Source organism: Sporosarcina sp. P32b, assembly GCF_002743335.1.
GTDB lineage: Bacteria > Bacillota > Bacilli > Bacillales_A > Planococcaceae > Sporosarcina.
Genome location: NZ_PDZB01000013.1, coordinates 65709 through 90324 on the forward strand (window position 1 = coordinate 65709; position 24616 = coordinate 90324).

General features: G+C 43.4%; 22 protein-coding genes and 1 pseudogene. 17 read left to right on the forward strand and 6 right to left on the reverse strand.

What is annotated here, in order from left to right; genetic code table 11:
* Window positions 1-462 precede the first annotated feature (462 nt).
* From CSV64_RS10330 to CSV64_RS10345, 4 genes and pseudogenes are all read right to left on the reverse strand, one after another.
* Window positions 463-2445 (reverse strand): methyl-accepting chemotaxis protein, encoded by a 1983-nt coding sequence (locus CSV64_RS10330; RefSeq protein ID WP_099634888.1) that lies wholly within the window; start codon window positions 2443-2445, stop codon window positions 463-465.
* 136 nt (window positions 2446-2581) lie between these two features.
* A pseudogene (locus CSV64_RS16865) lies at window positions 2582-2659 on the reverse strand (YjcZ family sporulation protein); the annotation flags it as partial.
* Window positions 2660-2770: 111 nt separating this feature from the next.
* Window positions 2771-2899: a YjcZ family sporulation protein gene (locus tag CSV64_RS10340; RefSeq protein ID WP_083035222.1), complete on the reverse strand. Its 129-nt coding sequence runs from the start codon at window positions 2897-2899 to the stop codon at window positions 2771-2773.
* 113 nt (window positions 2900-3012) lie between these two features.
* Window positions 3013-4980, reverse strand: a complete 1968-nt coding sequence (locus CSV64_RS10345; RefSeq protein WP_099634890.1) for a methyl-accepting chemotaxis protein — start codon at window positions 4978-4980, stop codon at window positions 3013-3015.
* A gap of 380 nt (window positions 4981-5360) precedes the next feature.
* Here CSV64_RS10345 and fliD point away from each other — a divergent pair, with 380 nt between their 5' ends.
* The 16 genes from fliD to CSV64_RS10425 all read left to right on the forward strand — a co-directional run bounded on the left by fliD (window position 5361) and on the right by CSV64_RS10425 (window position 21892).
* Window positions 5361-6926 (forward strand): flagellar filament capping protein FliD, encoded by a 1566-nt coding sequence (gene fliD, locus CSV64_RS10350; protein ID WP_099634891.1) that lies wholly within the window; start codon window positions 5361-5363, stop codon window positions 6924-6926.
* A 33-nt stretch (window positions 6927-6959) separates the two neighbouring features.
* The gene (gene fliS / locus CSV64_RS10355) at window positions 6960-7361 is read left to right on the forward strand and encodes a flagellar export chaperone FliS (protein WP_085133016.1); all 402 of its coding nucleotides are present in this window, start codon (window positions 6960-6962) and stop codon (window positions 7359-7361) included.
* Window positions 7358-7711 (forward strand): flagellar protein FliT, encoded by a 354-nt coding sequence (gene fliT, locus CSV64_RS10360; RefSeq protein ID WP_099634892.1) that lies wholly within the window; start codon window positions 7358-7360, stop codon window positions 7709-7711. The genes fliS and fliT overlap by 4 nt, the downstream gene beginning before the upstream one ends.
* Before the next feature lie 66 nt (window positions 7712-7777).
* Window positions 7778-8149 (forward strand): PilZ domain-containing protein, encoded by a 372-nt coding sequence (locus CSV64_RS10365; protein WP_099634893.1) that lies wholly within the window; start codon window positions 7778-7780, stop codon window positions 8147-8149.
* 118 nt (window positions 8150-8267) lie between these two features.
* Entirely contained in the window at window positions 8268-8822 is a 555-nt protein-coding gene (gene hpf / locus CSV64_RS10370; protein WP_099634894.1) for a ribosome hibernation-promoting factor, HPF/YfiA family, read from the forward strand.
* Between the two features lie 783 nt (window positions 8823-9605).
* Window positions 9606-12104 carry a preprotein translocase subunit SecA gene (secA, locus tag CSV64_RS10375; RefSeq protein WP_099634895.1) on the forward strand — a complete coding sequence of 833 codons (2499 nt, stop codon included), beginning with the start codon at window positions 9606-9608 and terminating at the stop codon, window positions 12102-12104.
* A gap of 33 nt (window positions 12105-12137) precedes the next feature.
* Window positions 12138-13239, forward strand: a protein-coding gene (gene prfB, locus CSV64_RS10380; RefSeq protein ID WP_099634907.1) for a peptide chain release factor 2 whose coding sequence is annotated in 2 segments (ribosomal slippage) — window positions 12138-12209 and window positions 12211-13239 — 1101 coding nt in all. Because the reading frame shifts where the segments join, the coding sequence is not laid out codon by codon here.
* Window positions 13240-14003: 764 nt separating this feature from the next.
* Window positions 14004-14345, forward strand: coding sequence for a cytochrome c551 (gene cccB, locus CSV64_RS10385; protein ID WP_099634896.1), 342 nt, complete (start codon window positions 14004-14006; stop codon window positions 14343-14345).
* A gap of 195 nt (window positions 14346-14540) precedes the next feature.
* Window positions 14541-15227, forward strand: coding sequence for a cell division ATP-binding protein FtsE (gene ftsE, locus CSV64_RS10390; RefSeq protein WP_099634897.1), 687 nt, complete (start codon window positions 14541-14543; stop codon window positions 15225-15227).
* Window positions 15217-16101, forward strand: coding sequence for a permease-like cell division protein FtsX (gene ftsX, locus CSV64_RS10395; RefSeq protein ID WP_099634898.1), 885 nt, complete (start codon window positions 15217-15219; stop codon window positions 16099-16101). Before ftsE ends, ftsX begins: the two co-directional genes overlap by 11 nt.
* A 25-nt stretch (window positions 16102-16126) precedes the next feature.
* Entirely contained in the window at window positions 16127-17470 is a 1344-nt protein-coding gene (locus tag CSV64_RS10400; protein WP_233190509.1) for a murein hydrolase activator EnvC family protein, read from the forward strand.
* A gap of 73 nt (window positions 17471-17543) precedes the next feature.
* Window positions 17544-18197 (forward strand): hypothetical protein, encoded by a 654-nt coding sequence (locus tag CSV64_RS10405; protein WP_099634899.1) that lies wholly within the window; start codon window positions 17544-17546, stop codon window positions 18195-18197.
* Window positions 18194-18781: a redoxin domain-containing protein gene (locus CSV64_RS10410; protein ID WP_099634900.1), complete on the forward strand. Its 588-nt coding sequence runs from the start codon at window positions 18194-18196 to the stop codon at window positions 18779-18781. The genes CSV64_RS10405 and CSV64_RS10410 overlap by 4 nt, the downstream gene beginning before the upstream one ends.
* Before the next feature lie 70 nt (window positions 18782-18851).
* Complete coding sequence (locus CSV64_RS10415) at window positions 18852-20279, forward strand: S41 family peptidase (RefSeq protein ID WP_099634901.1); 1428 nt, start codon at window positions 18852-18854, stop codon at window positions 20277-20279.
* Between the two features lie 174 nt (window positions 20280-20453).
* On the forward strand, window positions 20454-21626 hold the full coding sequence (locus CSV64_RS10420) for a PDZ domain-containing protein (RefSeq protein WP_099634902.1): 1173 nt from the start codon (window positions 20454-20456) through the stop codon (window positions 21624-21626).
* A 14-nt stretch (window positions 21627-21640) separates the two neighbouring features.
* Window positions 21641-21892 (forward strand): CsbA family protein, encoded by a 252-nt coding sequence (locus CSV64_RS10425; protein WP_029052497.1) that lies wholly within the window; start codon window positions 21641-21643, stop codon window positions 21890-21892.
* A gap of 112 nt (window positions 21893-22004) precedes the next feature.
* Here the strand turns inward: CSV64_RS10425 and CSV64_RS10430 are convergent, their stop codons facing one another.
* The gene (locus CSV64_RS10430) at window positions 22005-22307 is read right to left on the reverse strand and encodes an AzlD domain-containing protein (protein WP_099634903.1); all 303 of its coding nucleotides are present in this window, start codon (window positions 22305-22307) and stop codon (window positions 22005-22007) included.
* Entirely contained in the window at window positions 22307-23029 is a 723-nt protein-coding gene (locus CSV64_RS10435) for an AzlC family ABC transporter permease (protein WP_099634904.1), read from the reverse strand. The genes CSV64_RS10430 and CSV64_RS10435 overlap by 1 nt, the downstream gene beginning before the upstream one ends.
* A gap of 106 nt (window positions 23030-23135) precedes the next feature.
* Between CSV64_RS10435 and CSV64_RS10440 the strand changes: the two genes are divergently transcribed.
* The gene (locus tag CSV64_RS10440; protein ID WP_099634905.1) at window positions 23136-23768 is read left to right on the forward strand and encodes a TVP38/TMEM64 family protein; all 633 of its coding nucleotides are present in this window, start codon (window positions 23136-23138) and stop codon (window positions 23766-23768) included.
* Window positions 23769-24616: the final 848 nt, after the last annotated feature.

A 24616-nucleotide genomic window follows, 5' to 3' on the forward strand; every position in this document is an offset into this window, starting at 1 on the left:
AATTTGGTTGTTTTTAATTGGTCGTAGGGCGGTTTTTTTGTGGGTATGAGCGGTTATTGTGTTTGATAGAGCAGTCGAGCGGAGAGTATGAGCGGATATCGTGTCCGATAGAGCGGTCAAGCTGTAAGTATGATCGGATAACGCGTTGGATAGAGCGGTCACGCGGTAAGTATGAGCGAATGTCATAGCCACGTCTGATAGGGGCGGTCGTGCTTTAAGAATGAGCGGTTAGCATGTTGGATAGAGCGTTCGGGTAGTGGATATGAGCGGATATCGTGTCCGATAGAGCGGTCAAGCTGTAAGTATGATCGGATAACGTGTTGGATAGAGCGCTCACGCGGTAAGTATGAGCGAATGTCATGCCACACCCAATAGAGCACTCACACCACAACTATGAGCGATCACACAAATATAAAAAGAAGACCCCCGTCACTACATCACGAGGGTCTTCCCTAAAATAAATTACATTTTAAATTGTGCAATGACTTCTGATAGCTTCTCGCTTAGTTCAGTCAATGTTTCGGCAGCTTCTGTAACCGATTGGATTGCGCGGAGTTGTTCTTCTGATGATGCGCTAACTTCTTCACAGGCCGCTGCGGTTTCTTGTGATGTGGCGGACATCGTTTCAACAGTTATGGACACATCATCTTTATGTGTGGCAATTAACTGGATTTCATTTGATACGGTATGGATCGATTCTTGCATTGTGTCCATCAGTGAAGAGAGTTCTTCAAATGTGTTTTCCGTATCTCCGACGACTACGCCTTGTTCGCGGAATGTGTTGATTGTTTGTTGCATTTGTTCCGAGACGATATGTGATTCTTTTTGTAATTCTTCTATTGTTACTTTGACATCGTCTGTGGCACGGGCGGATTGTTCAGCGAGTGTGCGAACTTCTTCTGCTACGACTGCGAAGCCTTTGCCGTGTTCGCCAGCTCTAGCTGCTTCAATGCTTGCGTTGAGTGCTAAGAGATTGGTTTGTTTGGAAATGTTCATGATCGTTTCCATGACACTACCGATCGCTTGTACTTTTCCACCGAGAGAATCAATGTCAGTGGACATTTCTTCTAGCGTTTTACCAGTAGTCGTGAAGGAAGTCTTCAGTGCGTGCATTTGTCGCTGACCATTGGTGTTTTGAATACCAGTTTGTGTCGCGATATCTAGCATAACTTCTGCTTTTTCTCGAATTTCATTGATTTCTTGACCGAGAAGGTCGATGCGTTCTGTAACGATTTCTGCGTCTTCGGCAGATTTCGCGGCACCTTGTGCAATTTCTCCGACAGCCATTGCGACTTCATTGCTTGCGGCACTCGTTTCTTCAGATACGGCACTTAAGCTTTCGGAATTCGATCGGACATGGTCTGCTGATGTGTGGACGACTGTGATAATGTCGTTCATGTTTTGCACCATGTGATTAAAATCTCGGCTTAATTCTCCAATTTCATCTGAACTTTGATTATCTGAACGTACTGTCAGATCTCCGCCAGATACTTCGGCCATCAAACCTTTGACTGTCTCGAGTGGCTTCAACATACGGCTGATCGTAATAAATAGACCGACGAATGTGAGAATCAACGTAATGAGTGCAATGATCAACATAGAATTACGTAATGACTGTGCCATCGCGCTTAAATCGTGCTCTTCATAAATTGCGCCGACTTTCCAGTTAAACTCGGGAATTGTCGTATAGATATTGCGCTTGTCGATCCCTTGATCATCGGTATATTCGATGACGCCACTGTCGGAGTCATACATTTTTTTGAATTGAGCTTCGTTTGTTACATCCGTTCCTGTTTTAGAAGGGTGAACGATAGCCAGTCCTTGATCATCGAGTAGCACAGGATAGCCGTTATATCCGATATCGCGGCTTGCTATTTCGTCTGTTAATGCGCTCAGTTCAATATCCAGTCCAAGAGCACCGATAAACGTACCGTCGATCATGATGGCTTTGGAAGCAGTAATGACAAACTGATTCGTTGTATCATCCAAATACGGCTCTGTCCATTGCACATTGTCTGGATATTCTTGTGCTAATTGATACCAGTTTCGCGTCGTCGGATCATAATCCGTTAAATCATCATCCGGCTTGATGACAGTATATTTGGATGTCAATGAATAATAAACGGCATCTGCACTTGGATACATAGACAAGAAAGTTTGTAGACGATCCTCTATTTCTTTAACAGATACTTCTTTTCCTTTTTCTCCAGTGAATTCTGTGATGGCATCGGTCGTCGCCAACAATGCCAAGCCTTTTTCATACTTGTCCATAAAGTGGAAAACACCGAAACTCATTTCACCGATGATTGCATTACTTGAATCCATAGCATTGACCATGGACTGTTTCTTCGCTTGCTCATTGGTCATCCAAGTCATTAATGCGATGCCTAGAATGAATAAAATGATAGCGGTTAAGATAATCTTTGCTTTTATTGACCGTAACACGTGTTCAGCTCCTTCTTAGATGTGTGATGCTATATTGTACCTAACTTGTTATCGGCTAAAATTCCTATATGTTCATTGTTTTATAAAGAAAAATGAAGAAACCTGTCGAAAAATCGACAGGTTTCTTTTTAAAGACTTATAGGCAAGCGGCGCCTACAATAATGAGTAGGATAAATAGTACAACAATCAATGCGAATCCGTTTCCGTAAGAACCGCATGAGCCGTACGATCCAGTACTCTCACAACCGGATCCTCCGTAACCGCCACCACCGTGTCCATATCCACCAAATCCAAACATGTCTCCACCTCCAGTTTTTTTAAGTAATTAGCAACCGTAACCCATAAATCCTGCACCGACAATGATCAATAAGATAAACAGAACAACGATCATTGAAAAGCCGAAGCCACCATCATAACCGCCACCGTACCCAGATCCTTTAACTGATTCTCCCATATTGATTTCACCTCCAAATGTGGAACTACCCTTATTCTATGCAGAGATTCTCAGAGTGCCTTGGCTTTTATAAAAAAATCCGCCAATCCTTTAAAAAGGAGAGGCGGATCTTGTTAGATTTTAAATCGTTCCACAGCGTAACTTAGGTCTTCACTCAACTGAGTCAAGGCTTCGGCCGCTTCGGCAACTGAGCCGATTGCGTGAAGTTGTTCATCGGAAGAAGCACTTACTTCTTCACAAGCTGCTGCCGATTGTTCTGTCGTCGACAATAAAATTTGAATTTGCTCGGACACATCGTTTTTATGGACGTCCATTTCCTGAAGTGCGCTAGTAACTTGATTGATTCGAGATTGCATATCGCCAATAAAACTAGAAATACTTTCGAAAATTCCTTCTGTGTCTTGTACGACGGTGCTTTGGCGTTCGAATGTATTGCGCGTATTGTCCATTTGCTCGATGACATGCTGCGTGCCATTCTGTAATTCATGAATCGTAGAACGTACTTGTTCTGCTGATCTCGCGGACTGTTCTGCTAATTGACGGACTTCGTTTGCTACTACTGCGAAGCCTTTACCATGTTCACCGGCCCTCGCTGCTTCAATACTAGCGTTTAACGCGAGCAGATTGGTTTGGGAAGAGATCGATGTGATGGCGTCAATGACGGAACTGATTGCTTTCACTTTGTCTTCCAATGATCCGATCATGCCGCCCATTTGTTGCAAGTCTTGATTCCAGTTATTGAATGAAGAGCTTAAAATACTCATCTGGGTACGGCCTTCAGCGTTATAGGTTACAGCTTCTGTAGCCAAACTTGCCATTTCGCTAGCAGTATCATTGGCTTCTTGAATTTGCTGATTCAATAACTCGGCACGAGTAGTTACCGTTTCTGCGTTTTCCGCAGACTGGACAACCCCTCTAGTGATTTCCGCCAAAGCACTTGCGATTTCTTCACTCGTCGCATTTGTTTCTTCGGATACTGCACTTAGGTTTTGTGAGCTTGCCAGTACATTGGAAGCGGAATGTGTCACGGTCGTAATCAAACCGTTCATTTGGTCGAGCATCTGATCAAAACCTTTACCAAGTTCTCCAATTTCATCACTGGAATGGATGTTGGCTCTAACCGTTAAATCACCGTCCGCTACTTGCTGCACGGTCTCTTGTAGACGGAAAATCGGTTTCAATACTCGGCTGATGAAGATGAATAGGATGATCGCAAGTACGGCCAATGTCACAACAGCCGCCATCATCATGACGTTGCGTAAACCTGTTGCCAGTGACTGCATGTTTTTCTGATCATAGATGACACCCAGTTTCCAGTCGAAATTCGGAATGGTCGTGAACATATCGACCTTTTTGACACCTTCTTGCTCGAACGTATGGTGGCCAGCTGGCTCTTTGTACATTTCAGCTACATAATCACGATCCATGACATTCTCTCCAACGAGTGAAGGGTGAGCGATAGCCGTTCCTTCAGCATCGAGAATGAATGCATACCCATCATGTGGAATAGCAGTCGCGGAGATCCCTTCGGACATGGTCGATAACTGAATATCAATTCCCGCTACACCCACGAATTCATTGCCGTTCATCACGGCTTTTGAAGCACTAATGACGAAATTACCTGTCGCTTCGTCAATATACGGTTTGGTCCAATGCACTTGTTCTGTTTCTGCTACCGCATTTTGATACCATTCACGTGTAGTGGGATCAAATTCTGTCAAATCCACGTAAGGACGAATCATCGTTTCTTTGGTCGCAAAACTAAGATATGTACTGGATACGTCAGGGTACGTCTCTAATGTGTTTTGGAGTGCTTTCGCAACTTCTGCCTCGCCTGTTGTGGCGGAAGCATTCGTGTAGTCCGAAGAATCGGTCAGCAACTCCAACCCTTTACTGTATTGCTGCAAATCCGCTTCAATAGAAGCACTCATTTCAGTTAGCAGCGTACTACTCGATTCTGTAAGGTTTTCCTCTGTCCGCTCCTTGACTAACCAGCTACTAATCCCTGTCATGGTCAAAACTCCGCCAGCAACTAGCACGAGGACAAGAAGAATCATTTTCGTTTTAATGGAATGAAACATGGGTGTATGCTCCTTTACTCTTATAGATTGTTCTTATCATACATTACTTTCGACTGTTCTAATAGTCTGATTTTCATAACGTTGAAAATATTTATTCATAGCCAAAGAAAAAAGTAGGGATTTTTAATTCGTCATGAATAGCTAAAATGTAAAACAGCTAGGAATCTATAGAAGAAAAACTGTGGCGATGCTCAACATCCCGTATTTTAATCCGATACTAGACATAACGAATGAATAGTACGTAACGATTGTGGACCCTGAAACAGTAGAGGTAGTTCGGGAAATACTACCAAAAAATTGCTCGACATACACGCAGCAATGAAAGACTTCATTGGATGATTAATCGATCATAAAATTTAATTGAAAAGGTGTGAGGCACGATGAGAATCGGTGGATTGGCATCAGGAATCGATACAGAATCAATCATCAGAGACATGATGAAAGCGCATCGACTTCCTCTTGATAAAATTACACAAAAGAAACAATACACACAATGGCAACTGGACGACTATCGTTCCACGAACCGTGACTTAAGAAAATCAAGCGACAAGCTATTTGACACGGTTATGAAGCAAAGTACGTATATGAAGAAAAATGTTAGTGTGTCTGATGAAAAGGCTGTTAGTATTACGGCGAAAGGTTCTACCTCTGACTTTTCGGGGACGATTGAAGTGAAACAATTGGCTACGCAGGCGACATTACAGAGTGGTGTGCTTAAAGGTGGCGGAACTGATAAAATTAAAGAGGAAGACATCCAGAACAAGTCCTTGAAAAAGCTTGGACTTTTTACGGGCGATCAAGATCAATCCTTGACAATTAAAGTGCCTGGAGATGACAATGCTACATCGCTAACAATTAAATCTTCTGATAAACTCAGTGATGTTTTAAAGCAGATTAATGAAAAAACAGGTGCTAGTGCGTTTTACGATTCGGCAACTGGTAGAATTGCGATGAGTGCCAAAGATAGCGGTAAAGGACTAATTGAAGTCTCAGGTGAAACCAGTCTAGTAGAGAATCTAAAATTAAATGCTCCGACTCCACTTGATCCTGATAATCCCAGTGCATTAGTTCCTCTTTTAGAACCTGATGGACCTAGAGCATCCTATGGAGCAGATGCAAAATTCACCTTTAATGGTCTAGAAACAACACGACCTTCTAACACATTCACAATAAATGGATTTGAAGTTTCCCTTAAACAGACTACAACATCCCCAGTAACATTTAGTTCCTCTACAGACACAGACAAGGTTCTTGAATCAGTAGTGGAATTCGTTAATGATTATAACGAAATGATTGAAAAACTTAACAGTAAAATCAAAGAAAAACAATTCAAGTCCTTCCATCCACTATCAGCTGAACAAAAAGCCGATATGAAAGAAAAGGAAGTTGAGCTATGGGAAGAAAAAGCGATGAGTGGTACGTTAAAAGGTGATCCAGCACTTTCTTCTATGTTAAATAATTTACGCTCTATTATGTCTACAACTGTAAACACGACTGATAAAGATGGTAAGAGTGTTGATAAAGATGGACAACCAATTAAAATCAGTCTGAAAGATTTAGGTATCGAAACTTCCAAAAACTATTTAGACAATGGTAAATTAACAATAAATGAAGATAAACTACGTGCTAAAATTTCAGAAAATCCAAACGCTGTCTATGATTTAATCGGTGGAAAAGATAACGGTATAGCTCAACAGTATCGTAAAGAATTACAAGACGCACAAAAAAAGATCACAGTAAAAGCAGGTAGTTCTACTGCTGTAAACGATACATTTGCTCTCGGTCGTTCTATAAAAAACATGGACAAACAAATTGAGCGTTTTGAAACGAAGCTACAGATGATGGAAAGTCGTTACTATAAGCAGTTTAACGCGATGGAACAAGCAATCCAGCGTGCGAATTCCCAGTCTGCAGCGTTAATGAGTTCACTTGGCGGCGGCATGTAACGCAACTTAGCTAGAAAAAGGAGAATGACATAAATGGCTACTAACAACCCTTATGCAGCATATCAAACAAATACGGTGACGACTTCAACCCCTGGCGAGTTAACCTTAATGCTTTACAACGGATGTCTTAAATTTATTCAGCAAGGAAAGATGGAGCTGGCTAAAGGTAATTTGGAGCAAAAAAATATTGCGATTCAAAAAGCGCAAGCTATTGTGACTGAATTGATGTTGACATTGGATACATCCTACGACGTATCGAAAAACATGCTCGTTTTGTATGAATTCGTTAATAGCCGCTTGATCGATGGGAATATCCAAAACGATCCGGCAATGTTTGAAGAAGCGGCAGGGATCATTACAGAATTCCGCGATACGTGGAAACAAGTCATCCAGATTAATCGTTCGAAACAATACTCGAACGTGAGTGAGATATGATCCGACCTGCAATGACCATGTGGCGTGACCGTTCACTTCAATTGATCACGCTTGTACAGGTAGAAGATGAAGAAAAGCGTGATGACGTCATTGAACAAATCGAGAAGATACTGAATGAACGTGATGTATTGCAGTCACAAATAGTCCAGCCTTTTACAGCAGAAGAAGATGCGTTTGGTAAGGAACTGATTCGTTTGGAGAAAGATGTACAGACTAGTCTGGAACATTTCACACATGCGATTCGTACAAATATTTCACAATCCCAAGCAAAAAAAGAAAACATGAATAGCTATGTAAATCCATACGGTAAGATGTCTCAAGACGGTGCCTATTTCGATTCGAAGCATTGATGACCGGAAGAGAGGAATCTCTTTCGGTTTTTTTACATATAGGTATTCAAAGAAAGGAATAATCCTATGCGTTATAATCGCCATGATTACTTTCGGTATTCATTCCAACCTTACATACCGGCCACATTTCGAATTCAACTAAATAATGAAGAGAAAAGCCTGTCCAATGAAGGACAATGTGAAATTTTGGATATCAGCACAGGTGGAGTGAAGTTCGTGACGCATTTAGATTTGCCTGTCCGTTCAGAAATTCTTGCACTGCAATTAGAATTTACGATCTATCAGCATCCGTTTGAAATTTTAGGGAATGTAGCTTGGAAAAATGAAACCGAATTTGGCTTTGAGTATGGATTCGAGTTTGGAGAAGATCAAAAAGTGGATACGCTGATCACGGAAGAATTAAAACATCATGCCCGCAAAGTGAAAGAAACCGAGTAATATCAACCTAAAACCGAAGTTTCTTTACAATTCTGCATTTTTCTTAAGTTTTAGAAAGGGTTTTACGGGTACTATGAAGAAGTAAGGTAGTGATGGTTTAAATAAAGGAGGAGTTCATATGTTAGACTTCAATATTCGCGGTGAAAACGTCGAGGTAACTCCGGCGATCAGAGAGTACGTTGAAAAGAAAGTTGAAAAACTTGAGCGTTATTTTTCAGAAGGTGTAAACGCTACAGCTAATGTTAACTTGAAAGTTTATAGTGATAAGCAAACAAAAGTGGAAATTACGATTCCAATGAAGAATTTGACACTTCGCGCAGAAGAGCGTCACAACGATATGTATGCAGCGGTTGATTTAATCGTCGACAAGCTAGAGCGTCAAATTCGTAAATATAAAACACGTGTTAATCGTAAATCACGTGAGCGCGAAGGCGTAGCTGCTTTCTTCCAGTCAGTTGAAAGCAATAATACTCAAGAGCCTGAAGACGACGCGGAGTTCGACGTAGTACGTACGAAGCAGTTCGATTTGAAGCCAATGGATCAAGAGGAAGCAATTCTTCAAATGAACATGCTTGGCCACAGCTTCTTCATCTTCACAGATGCAGATTCTGACGGCACACACATTGTCTACAAGCGTAAAGACGGCAAATACGGCCTAATCGAAACAAACTAATAAGCAACCTAAAAAGTCCAGCCTCGGCTGGGCTTTTTTGTTTTTGAACTTTTTTACGTTTGTTAAGATCTTTAAGTTCAAGGGCAAGTGCTTGGGAATAGTGAGTGAATTTGTGTTGGGGGAGGGGATTGAAGCTCCAACTTCCAATTTCCGCTCATAGAATCCATTTAAGCGCTCATAGAACACTTTTTGCGCTCTATAGCACACACTATCCGCTCTATCAGACGCCACGAGTGCTCATAGATTCATCTAAGTGATCATAGAACCTTGATAACCGCTCATAGCCTCTAAAGTTCAACATTAATCACAACCATAACTTCAATGCGCAATAAAAAGTATCAACTCCTTGCATTGCGAGGGATTGGAGCGTAGGAGGGGCGACTGGGAGGATCAGCGAGAGCCGTAACGAAGAACGGCTTTTGCGAGTGAAGCGTAGCGAGAAGGAGCACATCTTTGCTTTGACAGGTGAAACACCCTGCGAGTGAAGCGAAGGGGTGTGGTTCACCGCCCGCCCTCCGGAAAGCGTCCCCTCCGAAGCGCAAATCCCCACCCCAACACCACCGCCAGCCACAACCTGTCCAATCCCTTACCCCAACACTAAGTCACCCTCCCCAAGACAAACTTAGGGAAAATGATACAGCGCACTATTTGCACCTAGCTTTTTACAATGCTAAAATGGAGTGTGACTCAAAAATCTTGAATTAAAACTACGGACTAGACAACGAACTTACAACTGGCAGGCGCGTCCTGCTAATTGATGAAGCGATGAGGATGTGACAATAAATGCTTGGCGTATTGAATAAAATGTTCGACCCAAACAAACGTGACCTAAAACGACTTGAGAAAATTGCCGATCAAGTAGAACTATTGGCTGACGATATGGAAAAACTGTCAGACGAACAACTGACAGCGAAAACAGACGAATTCAAAGAGCGTTACCAGCAAGGCGAAACAATCGAAGACTTGCAACCTGAAGCGTTTGCTGTCGTGCGTGAGGCCTCCCGCCGTGTGCTTGGGTTATACCCATTCCGTGTGCAAATCATGGGTGCTGCAGCTCTTAACGAAGGGAATATCGCGGAGATGAAGACCGGTGAGGGGAAGACGTTGACTTCTACACTCGCCGTTTATTTAAATGCACTGACTTCCAAAGGCGTCCACGTAGTAACAGTCAACGAATACTTGGCTAGCCGTGACGCGGAAGAGATGGGGCAGTTGTATTCATTCCTCGGCATGAACGTAGGCTTGAACTTGAACAGTCTCAGTAAAGAAGAGAAGCGTGAAGCGTATGAAGCGGACGTAACATACAGCACGAACAACGAACTCGGTTTCGACTATTTGCGTGACAACATGGTGCTGTATAATGAACATAAAGTACAGCGCCCACTTCATTTCGCCGTAATTGACGAGGTCGACTCCATTTTAGTCGATGAGGCACGTACGCCGCTGATCATTTCGGGTCAGGCAGCGAAAGCACAGGAATTATATCGCTTAGCCAATCGCTTTGTGATCACGCTGAAAAAAGAAGAAGATTATTCATTCGATGAATCAACTAAAGGTGTTGTGTTAACGGAGCAAGGTATTGAAGCGGCTGAGAAGGCGTTCAGCATTGATAACCTATTCGATCTGCAACACGTGACGCTCAACCACGCCATCAATCAGTCATTGAAAGCGCATGTAAGTATGCATAATGACGTAGACTATGTGGTAGAAGAAGGCGAAGTAGTCATCGTCGACTCCTTCACAGGACGTTTGATGAAAGGCCGCCGTTATAGTGACGGTTTGCACCAAGCGATTGAAGCGAAGGAAGGACTTGAAGTTCAGAACGAGTCGATGACACTTGCGACGATTACGTTCCAGAACTATTTCCGTATGTATGAAAAGTTGTCCGGGATGACGGGTACAGCGAAGACAGAGGAAGAAGAGTTCCGCAACATTTATAATATGAACGTTATCGCGATCCCGACCAATCAACCGATTGCTCGTGATGACCGTCCAGACTTGATCTTTGCATCGATGGATGGAAAGTATAAAGCGGTAGCGGAAGATATTCGAGATCGACACGAAAAGGGCCAACCGGTGCTCGTCGGTACGGTAGCGATTGAAACGTCAGAAATTATTTCCGCTTTCTTGAAAAAATACGGCATTCCGCATAATGTTTTGAACGCGAAAAATCATGAGCGGGAAGCCGAAATCATTCTAGACGCTGGTAAAAGAGGTGCCGTAACGATCGCAACGAACATGGCTGGTCGTGGTACGGATATTAAACTGGGTGATCATATCCAGGACGTTGGCGGTTTAGCGGTCATCGGTACGGAGCGGCATGAGTCACGACGTATTGATAATCAGCTTCGTGGACGTTCAGGGCGTCAAGGTGACCCAGGTGTTACGCAATTTTATCTTTCATTAGAAGATGAATTAATGCGACGCTTCGGTTCTGAACAAATGAAATCCATGATGACAAAACTCGGTATGGACGATGAAACACCGATCCAGTCGAAAATGGTATCACGCTCAGTTGAATCTGCTCAGAAACGGGTAGAGGGGAATAACTTTGATTCACGGAAACGTTTATTGCAGTATGACGATGTACTACGTCAGCAGCGTGAAGTGATTTACAAAGAGCGTAATGAGGTACTTGGTTCAGAAAATATTCGCCCAGTTCTTGAGAATATGTTGAATTCCGTTATTGAACGCGTAGTGGCGATCCACACGGCAGACAATACGGTGTATTCTAAAGGGTTGAAAGACTATCTGGAAGCGAACTTATTAGCTGAGGATACTGTGACGATCGAAGACTTAGAAGGTAAAACACCAGAAGAGTTGCAAACATTTATTCACGAATTGGTTATTGCGCGCTATAATGAGAAAGAGCAAGAAATGTCCGAAGAGCGTATGCGTGAATTTGAGAAGGTTGTCTTGTTGCGTGCGATTGATACCAAGTGGATGGATCATATCGATGCGATGGACCAGCTTCGTAACGGAATTCATTTACGTGCATATGGACAGAGTGACCCACTTCGTGAATACCAAGCAGAAGGATTTGCGATGTTTGAAGATATGCTAATTTCCATCGAAAACGATGCGACGAAGTATGTCATGAAGGCAGAAATTCGCAATAACTTGGAGCGCGAAGAAGTAGCAAAAGGTCAAGCGAACAATCCGAAAGAAGATGGCGCGCCGGTTGCTAAAAAGCCAATCCGACGTACTGTTAATATCGGCCGCAACGACCCTTGTCCATGTGGCAGTGGCAAGAAGTATAAGAACTGTCACGGCAAAGCATAACGAGAAACAACCACTCAGGAGGAAACAATTATGATGGAATTATCCGATGTTCGCAACGAGTTAGAAAAAACCGCTAAGAAATTAGTGGACTTCAGGGGGTCTCTTTGACTTAGAAAACAAAGAGACTAGCATGCAGGAGTTAGATGAAATGATGATGGAGCCAGGCTTCTGGGACGATCAAGATGCAGCTCAGAAAGTTATTTCACAATCAAATGCATTAAAAGATGTAGTAGGCGAATATCACGAGTTGAGTGATACGCAAGAAAATCTAGAGATGACGCTTGAACTGCTACGTGAAGAAGCAGATGAAGAGTTACAAGACGACCTGATATCCGAATTAAAAGAGTTTAAAAAGAAGATGGATCAATTCGATCTTCAAATGTTATTAAGCGATGAGTTTGATAAAAATAGTGCAGTAGTTGAAATACACTCAGGCGCGGGCGGCACCGAGTCTCAAGACTGGGCATCGATGCTGCTTCGTATGTACACGCGCTGGGCAGAGCACCATGGCTTTAAAGTTGAGACGCTCGACTATCAAGCAGGTGACGAAGCTGGCGTAAAGTCGGTCACACTTGGAATCAAAGGGCATAATGCCTACGGCTACTTGAAAGCGGAGAAAGGTGTACACCGACTTGTTCGGATCTCACCATTTGACTCTTCCGGTAGACGTCATACTTCATTCTCTTCCATTGAAGTGATGCCGGAGTTTGAAGGCGATATCGAATTGGATCTAAAGACAGAAGATATTAAGATTGATACGTATCGTTCAAGTGGCGCCGGCGGACAGCACGTTAACACGACGGACTCTGCTGTGCGTATGACTCACCTTCCAACGGGTGCAGTCGTTACGTGTCAGACTGAACGTTCACAGATCAAGAACCGTGAACGTGCGATGAATCTTTTGAAGGCGAAGATTTATCAGATTCGCGTAGAGGAAGAGGAAGCACGCTTGGCGGATATCCGTGGCGAGCAGAAGGAAATTGGTTGGGGTAGTCAGATTCGCTCTTATGTTTTCCATCCATATTCGATGGTGAAAGATCACCGTACGAATGAGGAGACGGGTAACGTTAGTTCTGTGATGGATGGCGAGATCGACCAGTTTATCAATGCGTATTTGCGTTCAAGAATTTCTTAAACATATAAAGGCAGCTGGGCAGGTCATTTTTTAATGACTTGGTTCGGCTGTTTTTTAATTAATATAAGTAGATACATTGTGGGTTTGGAGGTAGAGAGGCTGGAATGGTTGTTGGGGCGGGGGATTTACACTCCGGAGGGGACGCTCTCCTGAGGGCTCGCGGTGAGCTGATCCTCTGGGAGTCGCCCCTCCTACGCGTAAATCCCTACAATGTAGGTGGGTGGCAATTAGTACAGTTCATAATCAGTTGGCTTGGCTGTTAATTTTTAAAGATAAGATACTTGTGTATTTAATGAAGGATTTAGGTAATGATAAAACATTACCCTTTTGCTTACTTTTTATAAAAAAATTCATGGAGTTTTTTCTCTTGTTTAAATTGAAAATGGTTACTTTAAATGAAAACGTGTCTTATAATTGTTTCTGTATGTGAACTCTTGTCACAATTACACGTGGAATATTACAAAGAGGTTACAATATTACAGACTATGACAAAGAGTTATCTTTATTCACTTTAAATCCCGTGGTAGAGGCTGAATTTCCTCGCTATTTTAATCATGTGACCAAATGTAATGTTTACTAACTAGAAATTTGGTCAATACTATATATGTACTTACTACCAAACCGTCTTTTTATGGGGTGTAACAGACGAAAACCATGATTATCCTTGATAATTTGTAACTTTGTCATCACTATTCACCATAAATCGATGGATATTTGGTATACTACTTATGTTAGAAAAATTTTAATAAAAGGGAGGGTATTACATGAAGAACAAACTATTAGCTACACTCTTCGGAGCGGCACTAGTTCTTGGCGCTTGTGGTGGTGGCGACGATAACGCTGCACCAAAAGACGATGCTGCAAACGACAACGGTGCAGCTACTACTGATGTAGATGCAGAAGCAGTTGTACAACAAAGCTGTGCGTCATGTCACGGAGGAAACTTAGAAGGTGGAGCAGGTCCAGCACTTGATAAAATTGGTGCATCACTTTCTGAAGAAGAAATCCACGACGTGATCGTTAACGGTAAAGGCGCTATGCCTCCTGGTATTATTCAAGGCGAAGAAGCAGATGCAGTTGCTGCTTGGTTAGCTGAAAAGAAATAATGAACATTCCGATCGTCTCCAAGATTTTCTTGGAGACGATCTTTTTTGTACATAAATCCGTAAAATTTACTATTTTTTACTATTTCGCTTGCTTGATCAATTGATACATAACTGTAATACATGATAGAGTAAAGCCCATGCTATAATAAAAATGGCGAATATGAGAGAAAAACAAAATTCAGGTGGTTATGATGTATGATTGTAATGAAAAATGTATACAAAAAGTACCCGAATGGTGTTGTAGCCTCTAACGGAATTCATGTCGAAATCGAAAAAGGGGAGTTTGTGTATGTTGTCGGGCCAAGCGGAGCAGGTAAATCCACGTTCATTAAAATGATGTATCGTGAAGAAGTCCCGTCTAGCGGATTGATTTACTTTAACAATACGGAACTGACAAAGATGCATAGACGAGATGTCCCTTATTTGAGAAGACAAATCGGCGTAGTATTTCAGGATTTTAAACTTCTGCCTAAACTGACTGTCTACGAAAACATTGCGTATGCGCTGGAGGTAATCGAAGAATCACCGAGCGTAATTCGTCAAAAAGTGACAGAAGTGCTGAAATTAGTAGGGCTCACCAAGAAAACGAGAATGTTTCCAAATGAACTGTCAGGTGGAGAACAGCAACGCGTGTCGATTGCACGATCGATCGTCAATCAACCGAAGCTTGTCATTGCAGACGAACCGACAGGGAATTTAGATCCAGAGACTTCATGGGAAATCATGAAGATTTTTGAACGGATAAATGCACAAGGCACCACGATCATTATGGCTACACACAATAAAGATATTGTGGATAATCAACCACATCGCGTGATACAGATCGAAGGCGGACTCATCACACGAGATGAGAACGAAGGAGAATACTCCAATGAAATCTAGAACAGTACGACGTCATATACGGGAAAGCTTCAAAAGTCTTAGTCGAAACGGCTGGATGACCTTTGCATCGGTAAGCGCTGTTACCGTGACTTTATTATTGATTGGCGTTTTCATTGTCATCATGATGAACTTAAATCAATTGGCTGACAACATCGAAAATGATGTGGAAATCAAAGTAGTCGCGGAACCAGGAGCTAGTCAAGAAGAAGTCCAGGATCTATTGAAGGAAGTTAAAGAGACCCCAGGTGTTGCCGAAGTCAAGTATTCCTCAAGAAAACAGGAATTGGAGCGAATGATTCAATCTTTCGGTGATGAGTTAGCGCTCTACAAACAAGACAATCCCCTCGGTGATGCATTATATGTCAAAGCGGATGATCCGAAAAACACGGCATCCATCGCAAATGAAATCGCCACGTACACGTATACATTTGACGTAGAGTACGGTGAAGGTAAGGTAGAAAAACTTTTCAACGTCTTGAAAATAGGACGAAACATCGGACTGGGCTTAATATTGGCGTTACTGTTTACGGCCATGTTCCTCATATCGAATACGATTCGACTTACCATTGTGGCAAGACGAACTGAAATCGATATTATGAAATTGGTCGGTGCAACAGATAGTTTCGTGCGGATTCCTTTCATGCTTGAAGGCGTGTGGCTTGGAATCTTCGGTGCGATTCTTCCGATGACCCTCATGACGATATTTTATTCGAAATTGTATGATTTCTGGGAAGGACGTTTGCAAAACCAATTATTCCATTTGCTCGATCCTAACCCGTTCCTATTACAATTAAACTTTTTACTGCTATTCGTTGCCGTCTTTATTGGCGTCTGGGGTAGTTTCATGTCAGTTAGGAAATTCTTAAAATCGTAATTTTTACTAAGGGGAGAACTCGGATTTGATAAAAAGACATAGAATCATTTCAAGTGTCCTTGCGGTTTGTTTGCTTACCACAACGGTTGGCAGTGTAGATGTATTCGCGGACTCTCTGAAAGATTTGCAGAATGAAAAAAATGCAGCAGAAGTGAAGAAGAAAAATTTAGATTCTACTATCCAGAAAAAAGAGACACAAATACAGGAAAAGCAGTCGGCAGTCGATGTGCTGGTCACTCAAATCAAAAAACTGAATGACAAAATTGAAGAGACCAATCAAAACATGGATCGGATCATTGCAGAAATGAATCAGACCAAAATTGAAATTGAAGAACTTCAAGCTTCTATTAAAGAATTAGAGATTCGGATCCAACAGCGAGACGAAGTATTGCGTGAGCGTGTTCGCGTGATGCAAGTCAAGGGAAATAAAGTCAGTTATTTGGACGTACTTCTTGGCGCTAACAGTTTCGCGGATTTCATTGACCGTTTCTCGGCAGTTTCTACATTGATGGATGCAGACCGAAAAATCATTCAACAACAAGAAGATGATATGGCGTTGCTTGAAGAAGAAAAGAAGCTTGTTGAGGAGAAGTTAGCTGAACAAGAAGAGCGCAAGAAAAAAATTCAAGCAATGAAAGATGAACTGCATAACCAAAAGCTTGAAAAAAGAGATGTAGTTAGAGAACTCGAAAGAAGCCAAGAAAAACTTTCGGGTGAAAAAGGCGCATTAGAAGAAGAATATAGCGAAACGGTAGCATTCAGTTCAAAACTGGAAAAGAAAATTATCGCAGAACAAAATCGTTTAGCGGAAGTCGCTCGTAAAGAGCAGGCAAGAAAGCACAAGTTACAGCAGGAAAGATTGGCAGCGGAAGCAGCAGCGGCTGCAGCTTCTAGTCGTTCAGGTGCTTCTGCAGGTGCCTCTTCAAGTTCAAGTGCCACTCCGCCTGTTTCAAGCGGGTCTTGGACAAAGCCGACAACGGGTAGTTTTAGTTCAGGATTCGGCTGGCGGACTCACCCGATATCGAAAGTGAAAAAGCAACACCGTGGAATGGATATAAGCGCACCGACAGGAACTCCGGTTGTAGCAGCGGGAGATGGAGTCGTATCGTACGCGGGTAGTATGGAAGGTTTCGGTAATGTGGTCATGATTACGCACTCCATGAAAGGTCAAATTTTGACGACTGTATATGGGCACCTTTCAACGGTTGGTACAAGCTCAGGACAATCTGTCGATAAAGGTCAATTAATTGGAGCGGTCGGTTCGACAGGTTTCTCTACAGGTCCACATTTGCATTTTGAAGTGCACGTAGGAAACTTCTCTGCCACAGGTCCTAGTGCAGTCAACCCTTTGCATTACGTTTCTTTTTAATATAGCATGAAATGAAAACCTGCCTGAAAAGGTGGGTTTTCATACGTTCATAGAAAGAATAGGGGGATTGACGATGCCGGTTACGCAGTACTATCCAATCGGTTCGATTACGATGCCGTCATCATGGATTGCGTTCATTGCGGGTTTCCTAGTGACCTATCTTTTCATTCGCTTATACTTTGGTAAAGTACATGGCGCGCGAGTCGGTGATCTATTTTTCAATGTCGTGATCATTTGGAAGTTATCTGTGATAGTAACTGATTTCTCTATGGTTATAAAAAATCCACTGTCCATTCTTTATTTCCACGGGGGAACAGTAGGCTGGATACTCGGGCTAGTCGTAGCCGGATTATGGATGCTCCGACAAGTATATAAAGAGAAGTGGAAGCGTATCGATAAATGGACGCTATTGCTTGCGTTGATCTGTTGGCAAGCTATCTATCAAATCGCTATGGCCTTTCTAAATGAAGGTAATTTGGTAGTGAAAAGCACAACGATTCTTTTATTTGTCGCGGTCTTTGTATTGTCGTGGTGGAGTGAACAAAAGAAAATCAATACAGTGAGCGAACTTGCATTTGTCTTGGTAGCGGTTCATTTTCTCGTATCCGCTATTCAAGGAAATTTACTGAATACAGCATTCATCACGACTATTTTCATCGGTTTGTTCATGTGGGGAGTAGAGCGAGCTACGGCGCAACCGATAAGTGGAAAGGAAGAGGTAGAGTGAGTAAGAAAACGCTTGGCTATATGATTACGGCACTCGTGATCGGTACATTGATCTTCATCATGGTGCAAAATACAGTTGGACAGAAAGATCCTGTGGAAGCACCGATCTCACAAGTAAATCCAGAAAATGCATTGCAAGGGGAAGAAGAAGGTTTGGAGCAATATTCACCTGCACCAGACTTTATACTTGAAACACTTGCAGGCGAAACAGTGACGCTTTCCGAGTTGAAAGGAAAGAAGGTTATTTTGAATTTCTGGGCAACATGGTGTCCTCCATGTAAAGCAGAAATGCCGCATATGGAAAGCTTTTATTCGAAACTGACGGAAGAAGACCAAGTAGAACTGATCGCTGTCAATGTGACGGAATCTGAGAGACGTGGTATAGGTGAAGTAGAAACCTTTGTAGATTCGTATGAATTAAGCTTCCCGATTCCACTAGATAAAACGGCGGAAGTCACACATAAATATGGTGTGATGTCGATGCCAACAACGTATATGATTGATACGCAAGGGCGCATTGCACAAAAAGTCATTGGACCATTAGATGAAAAAACATTGAATGAATTAGTCGATTCCATGGACTGAAAAAAGAGTCTGTTCTCGTGTCGTAACTTCTTGTCTCCCTTCATATAGTGAAGAGAGGAGGAGGTTATGAATGCGTAAGAGCAGGCTTTTTTTGGTGGGGGTGTTATTACTAATCGGCATCATATGGCTTAACGGCTGTGGTAAGCAAGAAGCTGTAAAGAATGAGTCGATCAGTAAGTTGCCTGTAGTGGATGAGGTGTTTGAAAAGATTCAGGAGAGAGCCGTATACCCAGTCAAGAAGGACGAGCTGATTGAAGGGGCGTTGCGTGGAATGACCGATACAATCGGCGACCCGTATTCGACGTATCTGACCGGTCAAGAAGCGGAGTCTCACCGGGAATCACTCGCGGGATCACGTGTAGGGATTGGTGCGGAAGTAACACGGACGAACGGCAAGTATATTATCGTAGCGCCAATTAAAGGGGGCCCTGCAGAAAAGGCGGGATTACAGCCGTATGATGAAATTGTACGTGTCAATGGCGAGCGTTTGGCCAATGAAACTTTACGCGATGTAGTCAATACGATACGCGGTGCAAAAGGGACGGAAGTGAAGTTGACCATTTTCCGACCTGAAGCGGATAAGCATATGGAATACACGATCACACGCGATCATATGCCCGTGCAGTCTGTATCGCATCACCTGATTGAAGAACGGGATGCTAAGCTCGGGTACATAGCGCTAAGCATGTTTGGTGAAGAGACATCCAAAGAGTGGCAAAAGGCTACGTCTGACGTCATTAAAAAAGGTGCTCAGGCAATCATCATTGATGTACGTGGAAATCCAGGCGGCTATTTGAAGGCTGTATCCGAAATTTCCAGTAGTCTATTGGAAGAAGATCGAACGTTCGTCGTGATGCAAGATGCAAAAGGGAATTTAACACCTGTCTCAACGGAGAAAGACGAGAATCTTTCATTCCATGAACGCTTGAAACAAATTCCGATTGTCGTCGTACAAGATGTCGGCAGCGCATCGGCGAGTGAAGTATTGAGTGCAGCGATCAAAGATCTGAAACGTGGCGAGATTATCGGCACGACGAGTTTCGGAAAAGGAACGGTACAGGAGACGATGGAATTATCGAACGGCGGAGAATTGAAGCTGTCGACAAGTAAATGGCTGACGCCTAAAGAGAAATGGATTCATGGCAAAGGGGTCACAGCAGATATTGAAGTCAAACAGAACACCTTATTCACGGAGCACTTACAGATGGTAACGGACACGATGAAGGAAGGGCATTTCAATGACCAAGTCGCTTATGCGCAACGCATGCTCAAAGCATTTGATCATCGCCCAGGCAGAACGGATGGCTATTTCGATCGTGAAACAGCAGAAGCCGTACAGTCATTCCGTACGGAGTATGAAATTAAGGAAGGCTATGATATGGATAGAGAATTTTTCATGGCTTTAAAAACAGCTGCGGAAGAATATCGAGCAGAGCCAAAGAACGACAAACAGTTGCGGATGGCGGTCGATTTCCTCGTCAATGAACTGGAAAAATAATAGCAGGGGCGGTTCGGCAAGGTCTTGGTAACGGGACACGCGCGAACGGCCTCTTTTTTCTTTGTGCAATTTAGCTTAATTTGGAACTTCCTTAAGAACTCTCTCGCTATTTTCCTTCTTTTTTTGTACAATGAAGAAAAGAGCTGTAAAGACAAGCGAGAAAGGTGACAGAAGATGTCTAGCGAACTATTACTTAATTTAAAAGATGCATTACTTTACTTTTTTCTGAATCCAGTCTGGCTAATTGCTTTAGTAGCTGCCTATATGCTGGGTAGTAAACGAGTAAGCCGTGAGCGGACAGATTTCAATGTGGGTATAAACAAAGGTTCCACTGAAATGAAACACATTCTTTCTGTAGGTTGGTTGCACGGTTTTGTCCTATCGATTCTAATCGCAGGCATAGGGTTAATCGTCGACTTTAACTGGATCATCATTTTATCCATCGTCATGTTGCTCGTTATTGTATCATTCTCCTACAAACTAGCATCACCGATCTACTATGCAACGATTGCGTTTTTTGCGCTATGGGCATTGGATCGATTTGCGGGAGACTTCTCAATCGGCACATGGTTTGTTCAGGAAGACCTGGACTTCTTCGGTACATTAGCTATAACGGTACCGATTATTGCAGGATTACTAGTAATCTCGGAGGGCTTATTAGTTCGTCGTCATGCGGCGCGTCATACGTCTCCAACATTCGTTCCGACACAGCGCGGAATGCGTGGTGCAATTTATCAGTCGAAGTTACTTTGGCTCGTGCCAGTGGTATTTTTAGTACCTGGACATATGGTAGCGGAATTTGCTCCATACTGGCCGCAATTCACGTTAGGCTCAGAGCAGTTTTCATTCATTCCGGTTCCTCTAGTGATCGGATTCTCTCAACTAGTGCGATCTACGTTCCCAGACGTACTACTCCCTAAGATGGGGAAAGCAATCGCTTGGCTCGGTGTAGCTGTCGTGGTGGTAGGTATTGGCGCGATTTGGATGCCGGTACTTGGTTGGGCGGCACTGCTTGCGGGCGCCTTATGCCGTATCTTGTTGAGCGCTATGATTTCATTATCAGAACGCAACAAGCAAGTATTGTTAGTGCCTCAATCAGAAGGTGTCTATGTAGTAGCGGTTCTTGCCGATTCACCAGCAGAGAAAATGGGCATTGTCCCAGGTGATTTGATCAAGTCGGTGAACGGGATTTCGATTCATAATGAAGATGAACTGTATGATGCGATCCAAGTCAATGCTGCACACTGTCGTTTACAAGTTATCGGCCGCGATAAAGAAGTACGTTTGAAGCAACAAGTGCTGTTCCGTCACGATCACTTCCGTCTAGGTATTGTCGTTGTGCGATAAAAGGGGAGAACAATATGCATGATTTCGAAACGAAGTTGATGTTTGCGATGTTGTTGCCAGGGATATTAGTTGTGTTTTTTACGCGCGTGACATTTCATCACGTCGTTGGATTAATTTTGACAGTATCGCTCATTGCAGCTTCCGTCTATGCAGGGTATACGCATAACTGGATGTTGTATGTGGCGGATGCTGTATCACTAACAGTAGGTTTTTGGTTTGCGTCGCGCATGGTGAAAAACGCGCGACTGAATCAAGCCGAGGAGTGAAGAAAAGCGGTTTTCAAAGAGCATACATGCTTTGAAAACCGCTTTTTTGTTACGAATAATAGATAGTTGCTGTTTTAATCGTCTAGGTATTGGGGAATAGTGAGAATAAGAGTTAAAATAAACTATACACAGCGAGCGCCGCAATTGTACCAATCACAACAAACATCACGTCGAGGCCGATGAAGGCTAAAGCGAACGCTATCACGGCACCTAGTATACCGAAAAGGATATCATCTTGGATATGTATAATGGCCGGAAAAATTAGTGCACCGAGTACTGCAAAGGGAATATTGCGCAACACGCCACTGACGATTGGCGGTAATTCCTTGCCATCAAGAATGGTTAACGGAATCATTCGTGGCACATACGTGGCGATGGCCATGCCGAGTAACATCCACCAATAAGTAGATCCCATCAGTTTACCTCCTTCTGTTCGGTAAAGCGTTCGACGTTTTTAGTACTTTTTACATATAGAATCTCAACAAATATAGCGGACATAAGCGTCGCTACCAATATCGACCAGCCCGTTGATAATAGGTGCGTGTAATAGAGCGCGCAGTGAATAGCTGCCGCAATCGCTGCAAGCAACACCACTTTACGATTGCCTTTCATAGACGGGACGAGCAGACCGATGAACATTGCATACAGCGCAACAGACATCGCTTGTTGTAGAAACTGTGGTAAGTTGGCCCCAATGACGTGACCTACTGCTGTGAAAATCACCCAACTACTATAGGCAATCAAGGCAACACCAAATGCAAAAGCGGTCGTAATCTGTCGATTCTTTTGCGTGGCGAGAACAGAAAATGTTTCATCCGTAATACCAAACGCATAGATCGCTTTCTTCCATCTTGGCGCAGGTTCCACTTTTTCACTTAGGGCAGCTGTCATGAGGAAGTGCCGGATATTGACAATAAATGTATTCGTCACTATGAGCCACGGAGCAACGCCGGTTGCGAGTAAGCTGAGCGCCATATATTGAGCCGCTCCTGCGTAGACGAATAGACTCATTGCGGTTGCTTCAATAATAGAGAGGCCAGTCGTTTTTGCGAGCAGTCCGAACGTAAGCGCAACGGGAAAATAGCCGATGGCAATACTCGACCCTGCTTTCAGGCCTTGGGAAAAGGTTGTATTCATTAGGCAGCCCATCTTTCTTTTACCAATCTTGGAGCTAGTATACTATAATTCAACAAATTCTACAGCATTATGACTAAAAATTATGAAATCAGTGAGGGTGTTGGCGATGAATGAATGGCTATCAATTGATAAAGTGGAGGAACTAGCAGAGCAGTATGAGGCGCTAGGTTTTTTTATGGGGTTAATTCCAACGTTTTTGGAAGCATTCCTACCGTTTCTGCCGCTCTTCGTCTTTGTAATCGCCAATGCCATCGCATTCGGTTTTTGGCTAGGCTTTGCACTTTCCTGGGCTGGAACGGTAGCGGGTTCGTATGTCGTGTTCTTGCTCGTCCGTAGATTTGGTGGCAACAAGTTCTTCTCGTTCCTGACCCGTCCCAAAAAAGTGCAACAACTGATTCAATGGGTAGAGCGTAATGGCTTCGGTCCGTTATTCGTCTTAATTTGTTTTCCTTTTACGCCTTCCGCTTTGGTAAATCTCGTGGCGGGCTTGTCGAATATGAACAAGAAGAATTACTTGTTTGTCTTGATGCTTGGGAAGCTCGTGATGATCATGATGATTACGTTTATCGGCTATGATGTGCGCGCACTCGTCACGCAACCGATCCGTACGCTGATTATGTTTGTCGTGATTTTCTTGCTGTGGTTGGTAGGGAAATGGTTTGAGCGCAGGTTGACGCGGAAGGTGGAGGACGACTTCAGAAGTTTTTCTAGTGTGCATGGTGAGGGTAAAAAAGAATAAAGGTTAACGGTTCCTGTCTCTCTTTTCTTTCGGTACAATGGAAGAAAGAGCGGCAGGATTTTTTGATCGTAATTATAGAGTGGGTGGCATCGTTGGTCACGTCATTCTGTTGGGGCGTTGCTCGACTGGTTGTTGGGGGACTGAAGTTAGTGAGTGTCTGCTTTCTAGACGCACGCAGTTGTGCCTACGCTGCTGAGTGGTATTTACTTTGGTTGTGGCTCTAAGAATGATTAATTGCGTATCTTACCCAACTTGCAAACGCGGTTGGCAGAATGACTATGCGGATACGGGTCTTTGTCATTTTACGTTGGGGCGTCTCTCGACCGGCTGTCGGGCATTGAAGTTGGTGAGTGTCCGCTTTCTAGACCCGCGCAGGCACGTGGGGGATTGCCTACAGCCAGGAGCCAGCTGGCGGTGGTGCTGCCAGTTGTCTCCTGGCCACGGCCTTACCCCGCAGTTGTGCCTGCGCTGCTGAGTGGTATTTACTTTGGTTGTGGTTCTAAGTAGGACAAATTCGAACCTTACCCAACCTGGAAACGCGGTTGGCGGAAAGACTATGCGGATACGGGTCTTTGTCACTTTACGTTGGGGCGTCTCTCGACCGGCTGACGGGCATTGAAGTTGGTGAGTGTCTGCTTTCTAGACCCGCGCAGGCACGTGGGGGATTGCCTACAGCCAGGAGCCAGCTGGCGGTGGTGCTGCCAGTTGTCTCCCGGCCACGGCCTACCCCGCAGTTGTGCCTGCGCTACTGAGTGGTATTTATTTTGGTTGTGGTTCTAAGGGGAAGAAGATCCGTGAATTGGTAATACTGATTTTGTACTTTTTGAAAAAGAAGTAGAAGAACTGTC